Here is a 15,284-nt window from a genome sequence, read left to right on the forward strand (position 1 = left end):
TAAATGAAAGAAAAGAGGGGCTATTTACTATGAAGTCATTAGAAGAGATTTTGCAGTATAATGAAAAATTCGTTGAAGAGAAAAAATATGAAGAGTATGAGGCAGGAAAATTCCCGAATAAAAAAATGGTAATCATTTCTTGTATGGATACACGTCTCGTTGAATTATTACCAAAAGCAATGAATATGCGTAATGGTGATGTGAAAATTATTAAAGTAGCGGGCGCTGTTATTTCCCATCCATTTGGAAGTATTATGCGTAGTATTTTAGTTGCTGTATATGAGCTTGGCGCAGATGAAGTATGTGTTGTTGGTCACCATGATTGTGGTATGGCAAAAATACAGGCGAGCAGCACAATTGAAAAAATGAGAGAGCGCGGCGTGACAGAAGAGAAATTAGATACACTTCGTTATTCTGGAATCGATTTAGAGAGATTCTTACAAGGATTCTCTAGCGTAGAAGAAAGTGTAGAACATAGCGTTTCTGTACTTCGTAACCATCCATTACTTCCAGCAGAAGTGCCTGTCCACGGTCTTGTTATTCATCCTGATACAGGAAAATTAGATCTTGTTGTGAATGGCTACGAAGCTTAATTTCTTTTTTCTTTTTTGTCCGGGACGGGGTCAAATCCTCCTGGATGAAAAGGGTGACATTTTAAAATACGTTTTAGTGTGAGCCAAAAACCTTTGAAAGCACCGTGTTTTTGAAACGCCTCTAATCCATAATGGGAGCATGTTGGATAAAAGCGACATGTAGGTGGTGTCATCGGAGAAATAAATTTTTGATAAAAGCGTATGATTCCGATGAAAATCTGTTTCATAACGGTCTCCTTTCCAGCATATTCTTCTAGTATTATAGCACGGGCTATACATAATACTTTACTAATTCGAATTTCCGTTATATCATATTGGATATAACGGAATTAAAATTAAAGCGGGAGAGATGTTTTATGCCATCAGTAGAAAGCTTTGAATTAGATCATACGATTGTAAAGGCACCTTATGTAAGACATTGTGGTGTTCATAAAGTAGGTAGTGACGGTATTGTTAATAAATTCGATATTCGTTTTTGCCAACCGAATAAACAAGCGATGAAGCCAGATGTTATTCATACGTTAGAACATTTATTAGCGTTTAATTTACGTAAATATATTGATCGTTATCCGCATTTTGACATTATCGATATTTCACCAATGGGTTGCCAAACAGGATATTATCTTGTTGTAAGCGGGACACCAACTGTTCGTGAAGTCATTGATTTATTAGAACTTACATTAAAAGATGCGGTTCAAATTACAGAAATTCCAGCTGCAAACGAAACGCAGTGTGGTCAAGCGAAGCTTCATGATTTAGAAGGAGCAAAACGCTTAATGAATTTCTGGTTAAGCCAAGATAAAGATGATCTTGAGAAAGTATTTGGTTAATAGATGAAAAAGCTGCCTGTGAAAAGGCAGCTTTTTATAGTTTAAAGAACATCTTAGAGGAGTTAATAAATAAAAATTTAGAGGGTTTTCTGCGCGATTAAACCAATTATGAGAGCTTGAATCATCATATTTAACTTTTACTGTCAAATCAAATTAAGAAAATATACTTTGTTTTCACTTTAATCGAATAAAAATAAGCCTCTTTAATCACTCCAGCATCATTAATAAAATTAGATAATGGATTAGCAGTTAAATGATCGTTTTTCTGAAAAACAGAGAGCATGGTTTTTAGTTAGATTTTCTTTCGTGGTCTCCTATGTATATTTTTCAGTCTAGTTTAAAATATAAAGTAAAAAGGTGTAGTGTTTTTTACTAAAATATATAGCGATATGACAATGTTTTTTACTGAAAATATTTTGACTTTTTTGAATTTTTTTAGTAAAAAGATAATATGACTTTATTTTTTAGTAGAATGAACTCGAAGTTAGGAAGGAAAACAATTCGTGCGAAGATGGGAGATAGTGGGCATTATAGATTTCATAGTTTAATGGGCAGTAAACCAGATTTAGAAGCCGAGTTGTGTATGGGATAAAGGAAATTCAGTATAAAGTGAAACTTTAATCATTGGGGGGTCTTCATCCCACAATGATTATTAGCCTTCACCAATCGGGCTTTTACGGGCAGTTGATTCCCGACTTAACTTCTTTGCTCTTGCTGAAATTTGAGGTGGGGGTCTTACTGCCCGTTAATGCGGGATAAATAGCATGAGGAGGATCTTAGATGATACATAACCAGTTAATGGAGAGTTTTAAGAAAATATTTCACCAAGAGGAGTATCGTACTTTCTTTGCTCCTGGTCGGATTAATTTGATTGGAGAACATACTGATTATAACGGAGGAAATGTGTTTCCATGTGCCATTACGTTCGGCACTTATGCGTTAGCAAGTAAACGAGATGATGCGTTAATATGTGCCTATTCACTGAACTTCCCCGAAAAGGGTGTTATTTCATTTTCTTTACACGAATTAGATTATAAGCAAGAACATGATTGGGCGAATTATCCAAAAGGTATGATTCGTTATCTCATAGAAGCTGGATATAGCATTGATTCAGGAATTAACATTATGTTTTATGGAAATATTCCAAACGGTGCGGGATTGTCATCATCTGCCTCTATTGAGCTTGTAACAGGAGTAACGATGGAAGGATTATTCCAATTTGAATTAGATCGTATAGAATTAGTTAAAATTGGTAAAAAGGTGGAGAATTATTTTATCGGTGTAAATAGTGGTATTATGGATCAATTTGCTATTGGGATGGGAAAAGCAAGATATGGGATGTTGTTGAATTGTCAAACACTGAATTTTACGTATGCGCCATTGCAGTTGGATAACTACAATATCATTATTATGAATACGAACAAGCGTCGAGAGCTTACTGCTTCTAAGTATAATGAGAGAAGAATGGAATGTGAACTGGCACTTGCAAAATTGCAAGAGGTAATTGATATAAGCTCCTTAGGAGAACTAACTGAAAAAATGTTTGAACAATATAAGCATGTAATTAAGGAAGATAGCTTAAGAAAACGGGCTAAACATGTTGTGTATGAAAACTGTCGAACATTGCAATCTGTAAAAGAGTTAAAAGAAAATAATATAAAAGAATTTGGAAGATTGATGAATGAATCTCATTGTTCTTTACGTGATGATTATGAAGTGACAGGACGAGAACTAAATACATTGGTTGAATCAGCTTGGAAACAAGAAGGGGTTATAGGAGCACGTATGACAGGTGCAGGGTTTGGTGGTTGTGCGATTGTGATCGTTGAGAAAGAATATACGGATCAATTTATTTGTAACGTTGGACAAAAATATAGAGACACCATCGGTTACGAAGCGACATTTTATGTTGCCGAGATTGGGGATGGGGCAAGAGAATTACAGAAAGAGGCCATGCAATAAATGGCATATTATATTAGTTCCTGTGCTTGTATAGCAATTAATAGAGCAAACTTCAATGTAGTAGTTACAGTTAATGTATAACTATTTTATTTCTCTTTATAGATGTTTAGGATGGGTATGAAAATAATCCGAATGGATATAACGATTCAGCGGAGGGAAAGTATCATGAATGTTTATCAAGTCATTGAGCAACTTATAAAACGGGCATGTTCACTTCGGTTTATCGAAAGAGAAGATGGAATTTATATAAGAAATCAAATTCTTCACCTTCTTCATTTAGAGCGTTTTGAAATGCAAAAAAGTAAAGCGGAAGAAAAAGAAATAACAGATTTACTAGAAGATTTAGTTCAGTATGCGAGTGAACAAGGAATTATCGATGGTCATTCTCACAATAGAGAAATATTAGCGAATCAAATTATGAACTGCTTCGTGTCAAAACCATCGACTATTAATCAATGTTTCTATCAACATTATGAGTGTCATCCAGAATATGCAACCAATTATTTTTATGAATTAAGTCGAATAAGCAACTATATTCAAACGAAGCGTGTTCAAAAAAATATTAGTTATAAAGCTAATACAGAGTATGGAGAATTGGACATTACGATCAATTTATCTAAACCGGAAAAAGATCCAAGGGAAATTGTAAACGAAAACGTAATACAAAATACGGATTATCCGAAATGTTTGCTTTGTATTGAAAATGAAGGATATGTGGGCAGAATTGGCCATCCTGCACGTTCTAACCATAGAATGATTCGAATGGAATTATTAGGAGAGCGATGGTACTTACAATATTCTCCTTATGTGTACTATAACGAACATTGCATTGTGCTAGCAGAAATGCATCGGAATATGGAAATAAATTGCCAAGCTTTCGGAAGATTACTTTCTTTTGTGAAACGGTTCCCTCATTATTTTATTGGCTCCAATGCTGATTTACCTATTGTAGGCGGGTCTATTTTATCACATGATCATTATCAAGGTGGTAAATATGAATTTGCGATGGCAAAAGCAGCAGATGATTATGCATTTAAATTGGATAGATTTCCGGGGGTTCAATGTTCGGTAGTGAAATGGCCCATGTCGGTTATTCGCTTAAAAGGTAAGGATTCTAATTTATTAGTAAATGTAGCCGATTACATTTTGGAAAAATGGAAGCAATATAGCGATTCATCTGTTCATATTTACGCACATACAGACGGTGTGCCACATAATACGATTACGCCTATTGCTCGCAAGCGAAATGAACAGTATGAGTTGGACCTCGTATTACGAAATAATCGTACAAGTGAGAAGTATCCCTTTGGTATCTTTCATCCGCATCAGGATGTACAACATATTAAGAAGGAAAACGTCGGTTTAATTGAAGTGATGGGATTAGCTGTACTTCCAGCAAGGCTGAAATTAGAACTACAAGAGGTAGAACGATATATATTGTATAAAGACAATTGTGTAGCGGAATATCACAAACAATGGGCAGAACAACTGAGAGAGCGGTATAAAAAGGAAGCGAATGAAGAGGATATTCACCATATTGTTCAAAAAGAGTTAGCGGCTAAATTTTTAAGGGCATTAGAAGATGCTGGGGTTTTCAAACGAAACGATGAAGGAATAGCTGCATTTAAACGTTTTATACAAAGTTTAGAGGAGCGGAAGTTGGGGATATGAAAGTCTTTCAAAATGTATTTGGTAAAGTAAATGGAGAAGATGTGTACGCTTATACATTAAAAAATGACAATGATATAGAAGTTACGTGTTTAAATTACGGTTGTGTGATTACAAAAATCATTACTCCTGATAGGAAAGGAAATTATGAAAATATCGTTTTAGGTTTTGAAGAATTAGAAAACTATGAGAGATATTCTCCATACTTTGGAGCAGTTGTAGGAAGAGTGGCTGGTAGAATCAAAGGTGCTCAATTTGAGTTGGATGGCAACACATATACGCTAGTAAAAAACGATCAAGACAATCATCTCCATGGTGGTTTAAAAGGATTTAGTTATATCGTTTGGGATGCTAAAATAATAGGAAATGAGAAGGAAACTGGAATTGAATTTACTTATACTAGCCCTAACGGAGAAGAAGGATATCCAGGAACTGTACATGTAAAAGTGATTTATACATTAAATAACGCGAATGAATTTTTGATTCGTTATGAAGCGCAGTCAGATAAAACGACCATATTAAACGTAACAAATCATACGTATTTTAACTTAAGTGGTAATTTAAAACGGGATGTCTTACAGCATACTTTAAAAATGAATAGTGATCAATTTCTAGAATTAAACGAGCAATTATTACCAACGGGTGAAATATAGGATGTAATAGATACGCCCTTCGATTTCCGAGCAGGAAGGCAAATAAAAGAGGGAATATATTCTCGCTATTATCAAAATGAATTAGTAGGAAAAGGATATGATCATCCTTTTCTTTTGAACAGCAACTGCGATCAGGAAATCATATTATGGGATGAAGAAAGTGGTCGCAAATTAGTTGTGGAAACAGATGAAGTTGGGGTAGTTTTGTACACAGGAAACCAATTACCAGGTGATTTTGAAATATGTGGGGTACAATCCAAAAAGTATTTAGGGCTTTGTCTAGAAACGCAAGGATTGCCTGATGCCATTCATCATCCGAATTTCCCTTCTTATATTTTAAATAAAAATCAATTATTCTCCTCCTCAACGAAATATACGTTTCGGATTGAATAATTGAGAAGAGTAGGTGAATCAGGTATGGCAACGATTAAAGATATAGCAGAGAAGGCAGGCGTATTCATCGCTACTGTTTCTCGGGTGTTAAATAATGATCCATTGCTTTCTGTCAGTGATGGAACGAAGAAGAGGATATTTGAGGCAGCAGAGGAGTTTTCTTATAAGAAGCGTACAAAGCGTAAAAAAGAATTGCCAAAAATTACTTTGGTTCATTGGTATACAGAAGAAGAAGAGCTTAACGATTTATATTATATGTCCATTCGTTTAGGAATAGAAAAAAGATGTGAACAGAAAGGTTTGAAAATTGTAAAACTTTTTCATAGCCAAATGGAAGAGTTGATGCAAGAAAACATTCAAGGCATGATTGCAATAGGGAAGTTTAGTGAACGAGAAATAAGTTTATTTGAAACGATAACAAAAAACATTGTATTTGTAGATTATTCTCCAAATGAAGATATTTTTGATGCGGTTGTGGTAGATTTTGAAAAGGTAACCATGAAGGTGATTGATCATTTAATAGAAAAGGAACATCAAAAGATTGGATACATAGGAGGACGGGAAACATTTAAAGATCAGACTTCTGAAATTGAAGATCCAAGGGAACGTGCCTTTATAAAATATATCAAGGAAAAAGAATTATTTTATGAAAATTATATATACACGGGTCAGTTTTCAGTAAACGATGGTTATTTATTAATGAAGCAGGCGATAGAAGAGCAGCAGGGTCAGTTACCGACGGCTTTTTTTGTTGGAAATGATGCTATGGCAATCGGATGTTTGCGGGCATTACATGAATGTGAGATTCCTGTTCCAGAAAGAGTAAATATAATTGGTGTAAATGATCTCAGTATTTCTCAGTATCTTTCTCCTGCGCTCAGTACAGTGAAAGTATATACGGGACTTATGGGAGAAACAGCAGTAGATTTATTAATGGAAAGATTTTCAGGACGGAATGTAGCTAAAAAGGTAATTTTGTCAACGAAATTAAACATTAGGAAAAGTAGTTTTTAGTAAATGAATAAATGAAAAAAGAAACTCCTGCTTATTGAAACAGGAGTTTCTTTTTATGGGGGTATATTAATGGGTTAGTGTGTGGTGTAATATGGGTTTAAAAGGATTATATTCAAGATTACAGGGGATGATTGAGTGGACGATGCAAAAATTCAAATCAAAAAGACAAAGAGAAAAGTAGCATTGGTATTATTTATTGCGCTAGTAATGATCATTGGCTTCGGATATTGGAAGTTTTTTAGTTTGCAAGGCGTTCCGAAAGGAGAATTGATTCGAACTGTGAAATCTCCAGATGGAAAACATGCTATAAAAACTTATTTTCATAACGCCGGATCATTAAGTGCAGATGCTGTTAGAGGAGAATTAGTTAACCTTAGTTCCAATTCTGTCAAAAATGTATATTGGAACTATCCAGATACAGATCCACACATTGAATGGATAGATAAAGATAGAGTTAGAATTGGAGATCAAGCGTTAGATATTTCAAAGAAAGAAACTTATGATTGGCGTGACGATGATAAGCATATAAAAGAATATCCAAAACAGTTTGTTCAATAAATGGGATAGAACTACTTTGATCAAATAAAGCACAAGAGTAACGAAAAGGGCTATCTTTTCTACATTAAGTGGGAAGATAGCTTTTATCTTTTTATCGTAAAAGTATAGAAATTACAATGAAGAAGATAAAACCAGAAACCAAAAAAGAAGCAATCCCTAATGTTTTTCTCCGCGCTTTCATTTCAGAAATGCCCATGATAATGAACATACATGCGAGTGAGAGCTGCATGTAAGGGAGTACATCAGTTTTGGTAAAATAGTAATAGCCTAAAAGAACAAGTGTCAGTAGTACGAAGAAAATACGTAATCCAGTTAGCATTTCATTCTCTCCTTTGAAAATTTATATTAGCGGAGTAATTCTGATATAGCGATGAATAAAACGATAGCTCCAACTAGAAAACACATTGTTCCGCTTACTTTCTTTTGTTCACGTAATTCCTCGATGCTCATAGTGAAAGACATTAAACCTAAAGTAATGAACATATAAAGCATAATGTCTCTGTTATCTGTGATAAAACTATAGATAGACAAAGCGAGTGCAATGAGTGCAAATGTAATTCGAGCGATTTTTAGCATATTAATCCCTCCGTAAGAAAATAGTCGTTACATAATATACTTTACTGCGAGAACAGCCCACACGAAAATTCCTGCTACCATACAGGTCAAACCTGTGCTTGGGTCTTTCTTTTGTATTTGTTCAATCGCGATTATAAACATTAAGGCTCCTAAGAAAAATTGTGAAAGAGTAAGAAATGAATCATTATGTGTAAATAGACTGTACAAGGATACGATAATGACAATGAAAGCAGTTAAGAGGCGGAGTATACGAAGCATATTATTGATCCTCCTTTTTATTTGCCAGATAAGGATTGTCCTCTGGTTTATCAACCGAATGTTTATATGAATAGCCCTTATTAATCGTTAACACAGAGAGTACCAATACGAGAATGACAATAATGACGCCGATGATTAATATTTTTAACATCCAGTTCCCCTCCTTTTCTTAATTTTACCATTAAATGAAACTTCGTTTTACATAATTTTGTAATTGTTGAAAACAATAGAAAGTAAAAGGGTGAAAGAAGGGCGTTATATGGATAATAAGAAAACTTACTATATATCAGTAGGAAATGGTCAGATTTCGCAGGTGAAAACGGCAGATACATATAGCTTTGAAATCCAGGCGAATGATGAGGAAATTACCCAGCTTCGGGAATACTTCGATCAAGCGTATCGTGAAGATCTTGGCTCTTTTGTACGTTCGCACGTTCCGTATGTTGAGTATCATCATGATTCGAATAATGACCGGTATGATGAACAACTGCAGAAAGCCTATAAGATGATCTATGATTTAGGGAATCATGAAACGAAAGAATTAGTCGCGCAAATGGGAATAATCAATGGATTGTAGTTGGATAACATTATGCATATGAATGAGAATTGTGCTACAATTTGTGGTAGGAAAAACTTGTAACCATCTATAGGGGAGTAATGGCATGTACAAATTTAAAGATTATTACCACAACAATGTACAATTATCGTTTGAACGTTACCCATTTTCTCCTGAGCCAAAGCATGTTTGGGTTGTATGCCGGTACGGGGATCAATGGTTATTAACGCATCATTTGCGCCGCGGTCTTGAATTTCCAGGTGGCAAGGTGGAGCTGGGGGAAACACCGGAAGAAGCGGCAGTTCGAGAGGTTCATGAAGAAACCGGTGGTATTGTTTCTGATTTAACTTACTTAGGACAATACAAAGTATCTGGAAAAGACAAAATAATCATTAAAAACATTTATTTCGCAACAATTAGTGCAGTAGAAGAACATACGCACTATGAAGAGACAAAAGGGTCTGTTCTATTAAAAGAAATCCCGGATAACATTAAAACTGATAGGAAATTTAGCTTTATTATGCGTGACGATGTATTAGCGCGTACGATGAAACATATAGAAGAACTCGGCTGTTTTACGAAGTAAAGGGCCGGGTTCTTTTTGTTATTAAAATTATATTTGTTCCTTCGGTATATATTCCGGCGGAGTATTTGTAATGTAGTGCTACCAATATATATTCATGGAAAAACTTATATGGAGTGTTAAAAAAGATAGAAACAAATTCACGATATGTATCATAGAGTGAATTTATATAAAGGGAAGACAAAATAGCTATTTCATAAAAATAAATTAATTTTTTTCTGGCTCCCCTGTAAAATGCTTCACTCGTTCGAATCCTATAATAAAAAAATGATTTAAGGAACATTAACATAAAAAGAAGGTTTGTGCGTATGAGTATACACCTTACATATATGCAATAAAAATACAAAGAGTTATAACTAATACTATTACATGCAATCAAAAACTCACTGGATTAACTGAATAATATATTGTCTTAATATTATTCAGTTAACAAAAACTTAAAAAGGAAAATTTATCTTTTTAATTGCATTTAGAATGTTGATATTATAACATTAGAGTTAAATTGAATTATGAAAATTAGTGTATAGTAACACCTAATCCTAGTGGATTTTGAGAACTTGACTTATGGCAATCTCCAAACTAAAAGGCCCTATGTAGTCATATCGCGCTACATAGGGCCTTGAAACGTTTGGGGGCTGCTTTTTTTTGATTTAATATGTTTATAGAAATCAAATGTTGAGTTTTTAATTATCTTGCTAGAATTAGATCTTTATATTTTTAAATCAAGTGGATAAGGAAAGGTGAACTACACATGTTGAAGAAAACTGCAGTAGCTGTTTTAACATTAGGCTATGTGCTTAGCCCAATGCAAGCTTTGGCTGAAACAGAGAATGAACAGCTACCTTTGGAACAAAAAATTAGTACTGAGCAACAAAAACAATCTAAACAGGGCAATCAATTACTACCCGAGCAAAAGAAGCAAGAACAAGAAATTAGTACTGAGCAACAAGAACAATCTAAACAGGGCAATCAATTACTACCTGAGCAAAAGAAGCAAGAACAAGAAATTAGTACTGAGCAACAAGAACAATCTAAACAGCAAGATCAGCTATTACCTGAGCAAAAACAGCAAGAACAAAAGACAATACAACAAGATATAACAAAGCAGCCTGGAACAGCAGGTGTAAAAAGTGAGCAACCACTAGGTACTAGTGAAATAGAAACGAATCAAACTACTGTTAAAACAGTACAGGCAGCACCTAAAACACAAGTAGGTTGGGTGAATAGAGATAATAAGTGGTATTATATTCAGCCAGATGGAAAACAGAAAACGGGTTGGCTGCAAGAAGGGACTACTTGGTACTATTTGCAACAAGATGGGGCAATGAAAACAGGCTGGTTGCAAGAAGGGACAACCTGGTATTACTTGCAAAGCAATGGAGCAATGAAAACGGGCTGGTTACAGGAAGGGACAACCTGGTATTACCTGCAAAGTAGTGGAGCAATGAAAACGGGCTGGTTGCAGGAAGGAACAACTTGGTATTATTTAGAAAGCAATGGAGCAATGAAAATAGGCTGGCTACAGCTTGGAGATAAAAAATATTATTTAGAAAGCAATGGAGCAATGAAAATAGGCTGGTTGCAGCTTGGGGATAAAAAATATTACTTCGAAAGCGATGGAGTAATGAAAACAGGTTGGCTGCAGCTTGGGGATAAAAAATATTATTTAGAAAGCAGCGGAGCAGCGAAAACAGGTTGGCAGTCAATTAATGGAGCATGGTACTACTTCAACGGAAGTGGAGCAATGCAAACAGGCTGGCAGTCAATTAATGGAGCATGGTACTACTTCAACGGAAGTGGAGCAATGCAAACAAATTGGCAGTCAATTAATGGAGCATGGTACTACTTCAACGGAAGCGGAGCAATGCAAACAGATTGGCAGTCAATTAATGGAGCATGGTACTACTTCAACGGAAGCGGAGCAATGCAAATGGGCTGGTTGCAGGAAGGAACAACCTGGTATTACCTGCAAAATAGTGGAGCAATGCAAACAGGCTGGTTGCAGGAAGGAACAACTTGGTACTATCTGCAAAGCAACGGAGCAATGAAAACAGGTTGGCTACAGGAAGGAACAACTTGGTACTACCTGCAAGGCAATGGGGCAATGAAAATCGGATGGTTAGATGAGAATGGTAAAGTATACTATTTTGATACAAATGGTGTTTGGATTGACAATCCAATCATATTTGGTAAAACAATTATAGTTGATCCAGGACATGGTGGATATGATTCAGGGACATTATATGAAAATATATATGAAAAAACGATTGCCCTGCAAGTAGGTTTGAAGTTAAAGAGTTTATTAGCTCAGAGTGGTTCAAATGTTGTGATGACACGAGCAACAGATATCTTTATTCCATTAGGAGATCGTGTTCGTATTTCAAATGAAAACAAAGCAGATATTTTTGTTAGTGTGCATGTAAATTCAGCTGATGCGACTGCAGCAGAAGGAATTGAAACGTTATATAATTCTGAACACCCAAAAAGTAAACAAGCACTTACTTTAGCAAATGCTGTACAGAATGCTTTAATTAAAAATACAGGTGCTAAAAATAGATTTGTAAAAGATCGACCAGAACTTCGTGTGTTAAAGGCAGATAATAGTGCACCACCTATATTAGTAGAAACAGGATTTTTATCAAATCCTAATGAAAGAGTAAAATTGACTTCTGACAAATATCAAAATGTACTGGCACAATCTGTGTTTGAAGGAGTTCTAAAATATTTTTCTAATTAGAGGTAGCGTAACATTGCTAGTAAGCTAGGAAAAAGAAATACACTCTTAAAATGAAAAAACGCCATTCTTTCTCTAGAATTATAGGAAAGGATGGCGTTTTTGTATCTGATGAATTACAACTTTAGCTTTATACTAACGTGAAAAGTGAATTCTTTAAGGGTGACGACTTATTTATCCAAGTTTTACGAATGAAAGTACCTCAAGTAAATTTTCAACTACACGAGAATGTTCAAACTCTCCCCAAAATGAATCTTTCTTCCAAACTGCAGGAATCCCGGCGTTTTCAGCACCGGTTACATCGTTTTCCGGATGATCTCCAACATAGATACATTCTTCTGATTGGACGTTTAATTGTTTGAGGGCACGCTCAAAGATAGCTGGATGTGGCTTCTTAATACCTTCTGCTTCCGAAATGAGAATGGTATTTGTATAAGTATGTAAGTTCAAAGCGCGAATATTGTTCATTTGAAATTCGGTTATGCCGTTTGTAATAATCCCCACTTTAATATTCTTGTTTTGTAATTGCTGAAGTAATTCATGCATATTTGGAAAAGGAATGCAGTGGTTTGCGAATTCTGTTACGTAATCATGCAAGAGTTGTTCGGCTGTCACACTTGTAATTGCATATTCTTTAAGCAGGGTAGCGTATACTTTATCTTTCCAAGTATAGCCGTTATTGTCTAGCTGAATGAAACGAGAACAGTATTCTGATTTAATAATGCTGGTAAAATGATGAGCATAACGATCATATTGTTCATGAATAAAATGTTCTAAAGATTGATGCCGATCTAACAATGTTCCATCTAAATCAAATAGCACAGCACGAATCATAATAATCCCCCTTAAAATGAAAAAACTTCCTAGAAATAATTATCGCATATTTCTAAAAAAATGCATGGTATAAAACTTTTTGACGTGGAAGAAGGAACCAGAATTTCCAAATAGAATAGGCATAAAAGGGGTATTGTCGCAAAATTGACACAATTATAACGCGCATGTTGAAGATGCAATGAATTCATTCTCAAGGAGGTAGATCGTATGAAAACCATTCTTGCTATTGCTGGTCTCATCTGGGTAATGTCTCATGGTGTTCCGATTTTCGAAGGAGAACAAATCCGTATTGCATTAAATCAACATTTTGATGAGTATCATATTGTGGATCGGAAAGATAATATCGTAACATTGCGTGTGAAGGATTGTTTTCATACGGTCATGATTCAAGGGAACACTGTAATGAACGATACAAAAGTATGTGATCAGAAATAAAAAAGCTAGGATTTCTTAAAAATAATGGTATAAAAAAGAAAGAGCTGACCCAAGTATTTTGTTTTGAGTCAGCTTCTTTTTTTCTTACCTATTAATAATTTCTCGAATCCTTCAACAAACACATACATAAGAGTAGCAAGTGCACATGTCAGTAATACACTCAGCAGTACAAGCGTAAAGTTAAATACTTGGAATCCGTAGCTAATTAAATAACCGAGTCCTTGTTTGGAAACAAGAAGTTCACCGAAAATAACACCAACCCATGATAATCCAACGTTTACTTTTAAAGTTGAAATGATAGCTGGAAAGGAAGACGGTAAAATAACTTGTTTATAGCATTGCCATTTATTTGCGCCGAATGTATCCATTACTTTTATATAATTAGAATCAACTTCTTGAAATGCACTGTAAATAACAAGAATGGTGATAATGATGGAAATAATAACTCCCATTGCGATCGAAGAGGAGATGTTTGGGCCGAAAATAACGATAATAATCGGACCAAGTGCTACTTTCGGCATTGCATTTAACACAACAAGGTATGGGTCTAATACGCGAGCTATAAGCGGTATCCACCAAAGAACGGTTGCGATAATTGTTCCGAGAACTGTACCGAGAATAAAACCAATACCTGTCTCAAGCAGTGTCGTCCATATGTGAATCCAAAGTGATCCGTCTCCCCATTTACTTACAAATAACTCCCAAATACTTGAAGGTGAGCTAAAGAGTAAAGGATCGATCCACTCCTGTTTACTGGAGACTTCCCATAATGTAAAGAAGAGAATGAGAAGTAAAAATTGTAAAGAGGCAGCTGTCCAAGTACGCTGACGCTCTTTTTTTCGAAACTGTTTGTGTAATTGTTTTATATTATCCAAGGCGCTCCAGCTCCTTCCATATGTCTTGAAAGAGGGCTGGAAAATCAGGGTGGTACCTTGCTTGTAACGGTGGTAGGGAGCGGATGCTTTTTGGTACTGAAAATATTTTTGCGATTTTCCCAGGGTTTGCTTGAAGCAAGTAAATACGATCACTCATTGCGATTGCTTCTTCAATGTCATGCGTGACGAGAAGAGATGTTTTCTTATATTTGTGTAATAAAGAAAATACGAGCTCCTCTAATTTTAATTTCGTTTGATAATCAAGAGCTGAAAATGGTTCATCAAGCAACAGGATTTTTGGATTTGTTGCAAGTGTACGAACGAGTGCTGCCCGTTGGCGCATACCACCGGATAGTTCCCGAGGGGATTGCTTTTCTACGCCTTGCAAGCCGACTTGCTTTAAAAGTTGTAAGGTATGTTCTTTCGTTTCCTCTCCATATGTTTTTGTAATGTGCAGCCCAAGCATTATATTTTCTTCAATTGTTTTCCAGGGAAACAAGTAATCTTGTTGGAGCATATATCCCATTGAAGAAGTTGATTTTGTCACTGGCTCATCTTCTACAAAGACAATACCTTCAATTGGTTTTAATAGTCCTGCAATAATAGAAAGAAGCGTTGTTTTTCCACAGCCGCTTGGGCCAAGAAAGGAAATAAATTCCCCTTCTTCTACGTGTAAGTTAATATCTCCGAGGACGAGCCGGGCATTTTCTTTTGCAAAAAAGCAGTGGGAAACATTAGATATTTGTAAGAAACTCATTGTAT

General features: G+C 35.3%; 18 protein-coding genes and 1 pseudogene. 11 read left to right on the forward strand and 8 right to left on the reverse strand.

Features of this window, described 5'->3' with window-relative positions:
- The first annotated feature begins 29 nt into the window (after nucleotides 1-29).
- Entirely contained in the window at nucleotides 30-593 is a 564-nt protein-coding gene (locus JDS96_RS08870) for a beta-class carbonic anhydrase (protein WP_003201390.1), read from the forward strand.
- Here the strand turns inward: JDS96_RS08870 and yidD are convergent.
- A complete protein-coding gene (gene yidD / locus JDS96_RS08875) occupies nucleotides 590-820 on the reverse strand; it encodes a membrane protein insertion efficiency factor YidD (RefSeq protein ID WP_018764610.1) in 231 nt (76 codons plus the stop codon). The genes JDS96_RS08870 and yidD overlap by 4 nt on opposite strands.
- A gap of 129 nt (nucleotides 821-949) precedes the next feature.
- Between yidD and luxS the strand changes: the two genes are divergently transcribed.
- The 6 genes and pseudogenes from luxS (at nucleotide 950) to JDS96_RS08905 (ending at nucleotide 7,671) form a co-directional block, all read left to right on the forward strand.
- Nucleotides 950-1,423 carry an S-ribosylhomocysteine lyase LuxS gene (gene luxS, locus JDS96_RS08880; protein WP_003201393.1) on the forward strand — a complete coding sequence of 158 codons (474 nt, stop codon included), beginning with the start codon at nucleotides 950-952 and terminating at the stop codon, nucleotides 1,421-1,423.
- A 780-nt stretch (nucleotides 1,424-2,203) separates the two neighbouring features.
- Nucleotides 2,204-3,385, forward strand: a complete 1,182-nt coding sequence (locus JDS96_RS08885) for a galactokinase (protein WP_199666621.1) — start codon at nucleotides 2,204-2,206, stop codon at nucleotides 3,383-3,385.
- Nucleotides 3,386-3,550: 165 nt separating this feature from the next.
- Nucleotides 3,551-5,056 carry a UDP-glucose--hexose-1-phosphate uridylyltransferase gene (gene galT, locus JDS96_RS08890; RefSeq protein WP_199666622.1) on the forward strand — a complete coding sequence of 502 codons (1,506 nt, stop codon included), beginning with the start codon at nucleotides 3,551-3,553 and terminating at the stop codon, nucleotides 5,054-5,056.
- Nucleotides 5,053-6,099, forward strand: a pseudogene (locus tag JDS96_RS08895) (aldose epimerase family protein). The gene galT and the pseudogene JDS96_RS08895 overlap by 4 nt, the downstream one beginning before the upstream one ends.
- Nucleotides 6,100-6,123: 24 nt before the next feature.
- Complete coding sequence (locus tag JDS96_RS08900; RefSeq protein ID WP_199666623.1) at nucleotides 6,124-7,113, forward strand: LacI family DNA-binding transcriptional regulator; 990 nt, start codon at nucleotides 6,124-6,126, stop codon at nucleotides 7,111-7,113.
- A 135-nt stretch (nucleotides 7,114-7,248) separates the two neighbouring features.
- Entirely contained in the window at nucleotides 7,249-7,671 is a 423-nt protein-coding gene (locus tag JDS96_RS08905; RefSeq protein WP_199666624.1) for a DUF5412 domain-containing protein, read from the forward strand.
- A 91-nt stretch (nucleotides 7,672-7,762) separates the two neighbouring features.
- Here JDS96_RS08905 and JDS96_RS08910 read toward each other — a convergent pair whose 3' ends face one another.
- From JDS96_RS08910 to ytzI, 4 genes are read right to left on the reverse strand one after another with little or no spacing between them, the layout of a single operon-like run.
- Nucleotides 7,763-7,990, reverse strand: a complete 228-nt coding sequence (locus tag JDS96_RS08910; RefSeq protein ID WP_033796509.1) for a DUF3953 domain-containing protein — start codon at nucleotides 7,988-7,990, stop codon at nucleotides 7,763-7,765.
- A 26-nt stretch (nucleotides 7,991-8,016) separates the two neighbouring features.
- Nucleotides 8,017-8,247 carry a DUF3953 domain-containing protein gene (locus JDS96_RS08915; protein WP_199666625.1) on the reverse strand — a complete coding sequence of 77 codons (231 nt, stop codon included), beginning with the start codon at nucleotides 8,245-8,247 and terminating at the stop codon, nucleotides 8,017-8,019.
- Between the two features lie 27 nt (nucleotides 8,248-8,274).
- The gene (locus tag JDS96_RS08920; protein WP_018764602.1) at nucleotides 8,275-8,505 is read right to left on the reverse strand and encodes a DUF3953 domain-containing protein; all 231 of its coding nucleotides are present in this window, start codon (nucleotides 8,503-8,505) and stop codon (nucleotides 8,275-8,277) included.
- 1 nt (nucleotide 8,506) lies between these two features.
- Complete coding sequence (gene ytzI, locus JDS96_RS08925) at nucleotides 8,507-8,656, reverse strand: YtzI protein (RefSeq protein WP_016116776.1); 150 nt, start codon at nucleotides 8,654-8,656, stop codon at nucleotides 8,507-8,509.
- 108 nt (nucleotides 8,657-8,764) lie between these two features.
- Here ytzI and JDS96_RS08930 point away from each other — a divergent pair, with 108 nt between their 5' ends.
- The 3 genes from JDS96_RS08930 to JDS96_RS08940 all read left to right on the forward strand — a co-directional run bounded on the left by JDS96_RS08930 (nucleotide 8,765) and on the right by JDS96_RS08940 (nucleotide 12,381).
- Nucleotides 8,765-9,082, forward strand: coding sequence for an HAD family hydrolase (locus JDS96_RS08930; protein WP_018764600.1), 318 nt, complete (start codon nucleotides 8,765-8,767; stop codon nucleotides 9,080-9,082).
- Nucleotides 9,083-9,167: 85 nt separating this feature from the next.
- The gene (gene mutTA, locus JDS96_RS08935; protein WP_199666626.1) at nucleotides 9,168-9,647 is read left to right on the forward strand and encodes an antimutator 8-oxo-(dGTP/GTP)ase; all 480 of its coding nucleotides are present in this window, start codon (nucleotides 9,168-9,170) and stop codon (nucleotides 9,645-9,647) included.
- 748 nt (nucleotides 9,648-10,395) lie between these two features.
- Nucleotides 10,396-12,381, forward strand: coding sequence for an N-acetylmuramoyl-L-alanine amidase (locus JDS96_RS08940; RefSeq protein WP_199666627.1), 1,986 nt, complete (start codon nucleotides 10,396-10,398; stop codon nucleotides 12,379-12,381).
- A gap of 171 nt (nucleotides 12,382-12,552) precedes the next feature.
- On the opposite strand, the gene JDS96_RS08945 is transcribed toward JDS96_RS08940, so the two are convergent.
- Nucleotides 12,553-13,212, reverse strand: coding sequence for an HAD family hydrolase (locus JDS96_RS08945; protein ID WP_018764598.1), 660 nt, complete (start codon nucleotides 13,210-13,212; stop codon nucleotides 12,553-12,555).
- Between the two features lie 207 nt (nucleotides 13,213-13,419).
- On the opposite strand from JDS96_RS08945, the gene JDS96_RS08950 reads away from it, so the two are divergent.
- Nucleotides 13,420-13,647, forward strand: a complete 228-nt coding sequence (locus JDS96_RS08950) for a hypothetical protein (RefSeq protein ID WP_199666628.1) — start codon at nucleotides 13,420-13,422, stop codon at nucleotides 13,645-13,647.
- A 68-nt stretch (nucleotides 13,648-13,715) separates the two neighbouring features.
- Here JDS96_RS08950 and JDS96_RS08955 read toward each other — a convergent pair whose 3' ends face one another.
- Complete coding sequence (locus tag JDS96_RS08955) at nucleotides 13,716-14,522, reverse strand: ABC transporter permease (RefSeq protein WP_199666629.1); 807 nt, start codon at nucleotides 14,520-14,522, stop codon at nucleotides 13,716-13,718.
- Nucleotides 14,515-15,279: an ABC transporter ATP-binding protein gene (locus JDS96_RS08960; RefSeq protein ID WP_199666630.1), complete on the reverse strand. Its 765-nt coding sequence runs from the start codon at nucleotides 15,277-15,279 to the stop codon at nucleotides 14,515-14,517. Before JDS96_RS08960 ends, JDS96_RS08955 begins: the two co-directional genes overlap by 8 nt.
- Nucleotides 15,280-15,284 lie beyond the last annotated feature (5 nt).

Source organism: Bacillus cereus group sp. N21 (assembly GCF_016483395.1).
GTDB lineage: Bacteria > Bacillota > Bacilli > Bacillales > Bacillaceae_G > Bacillus_A > Bacillus_A pseudomycoides.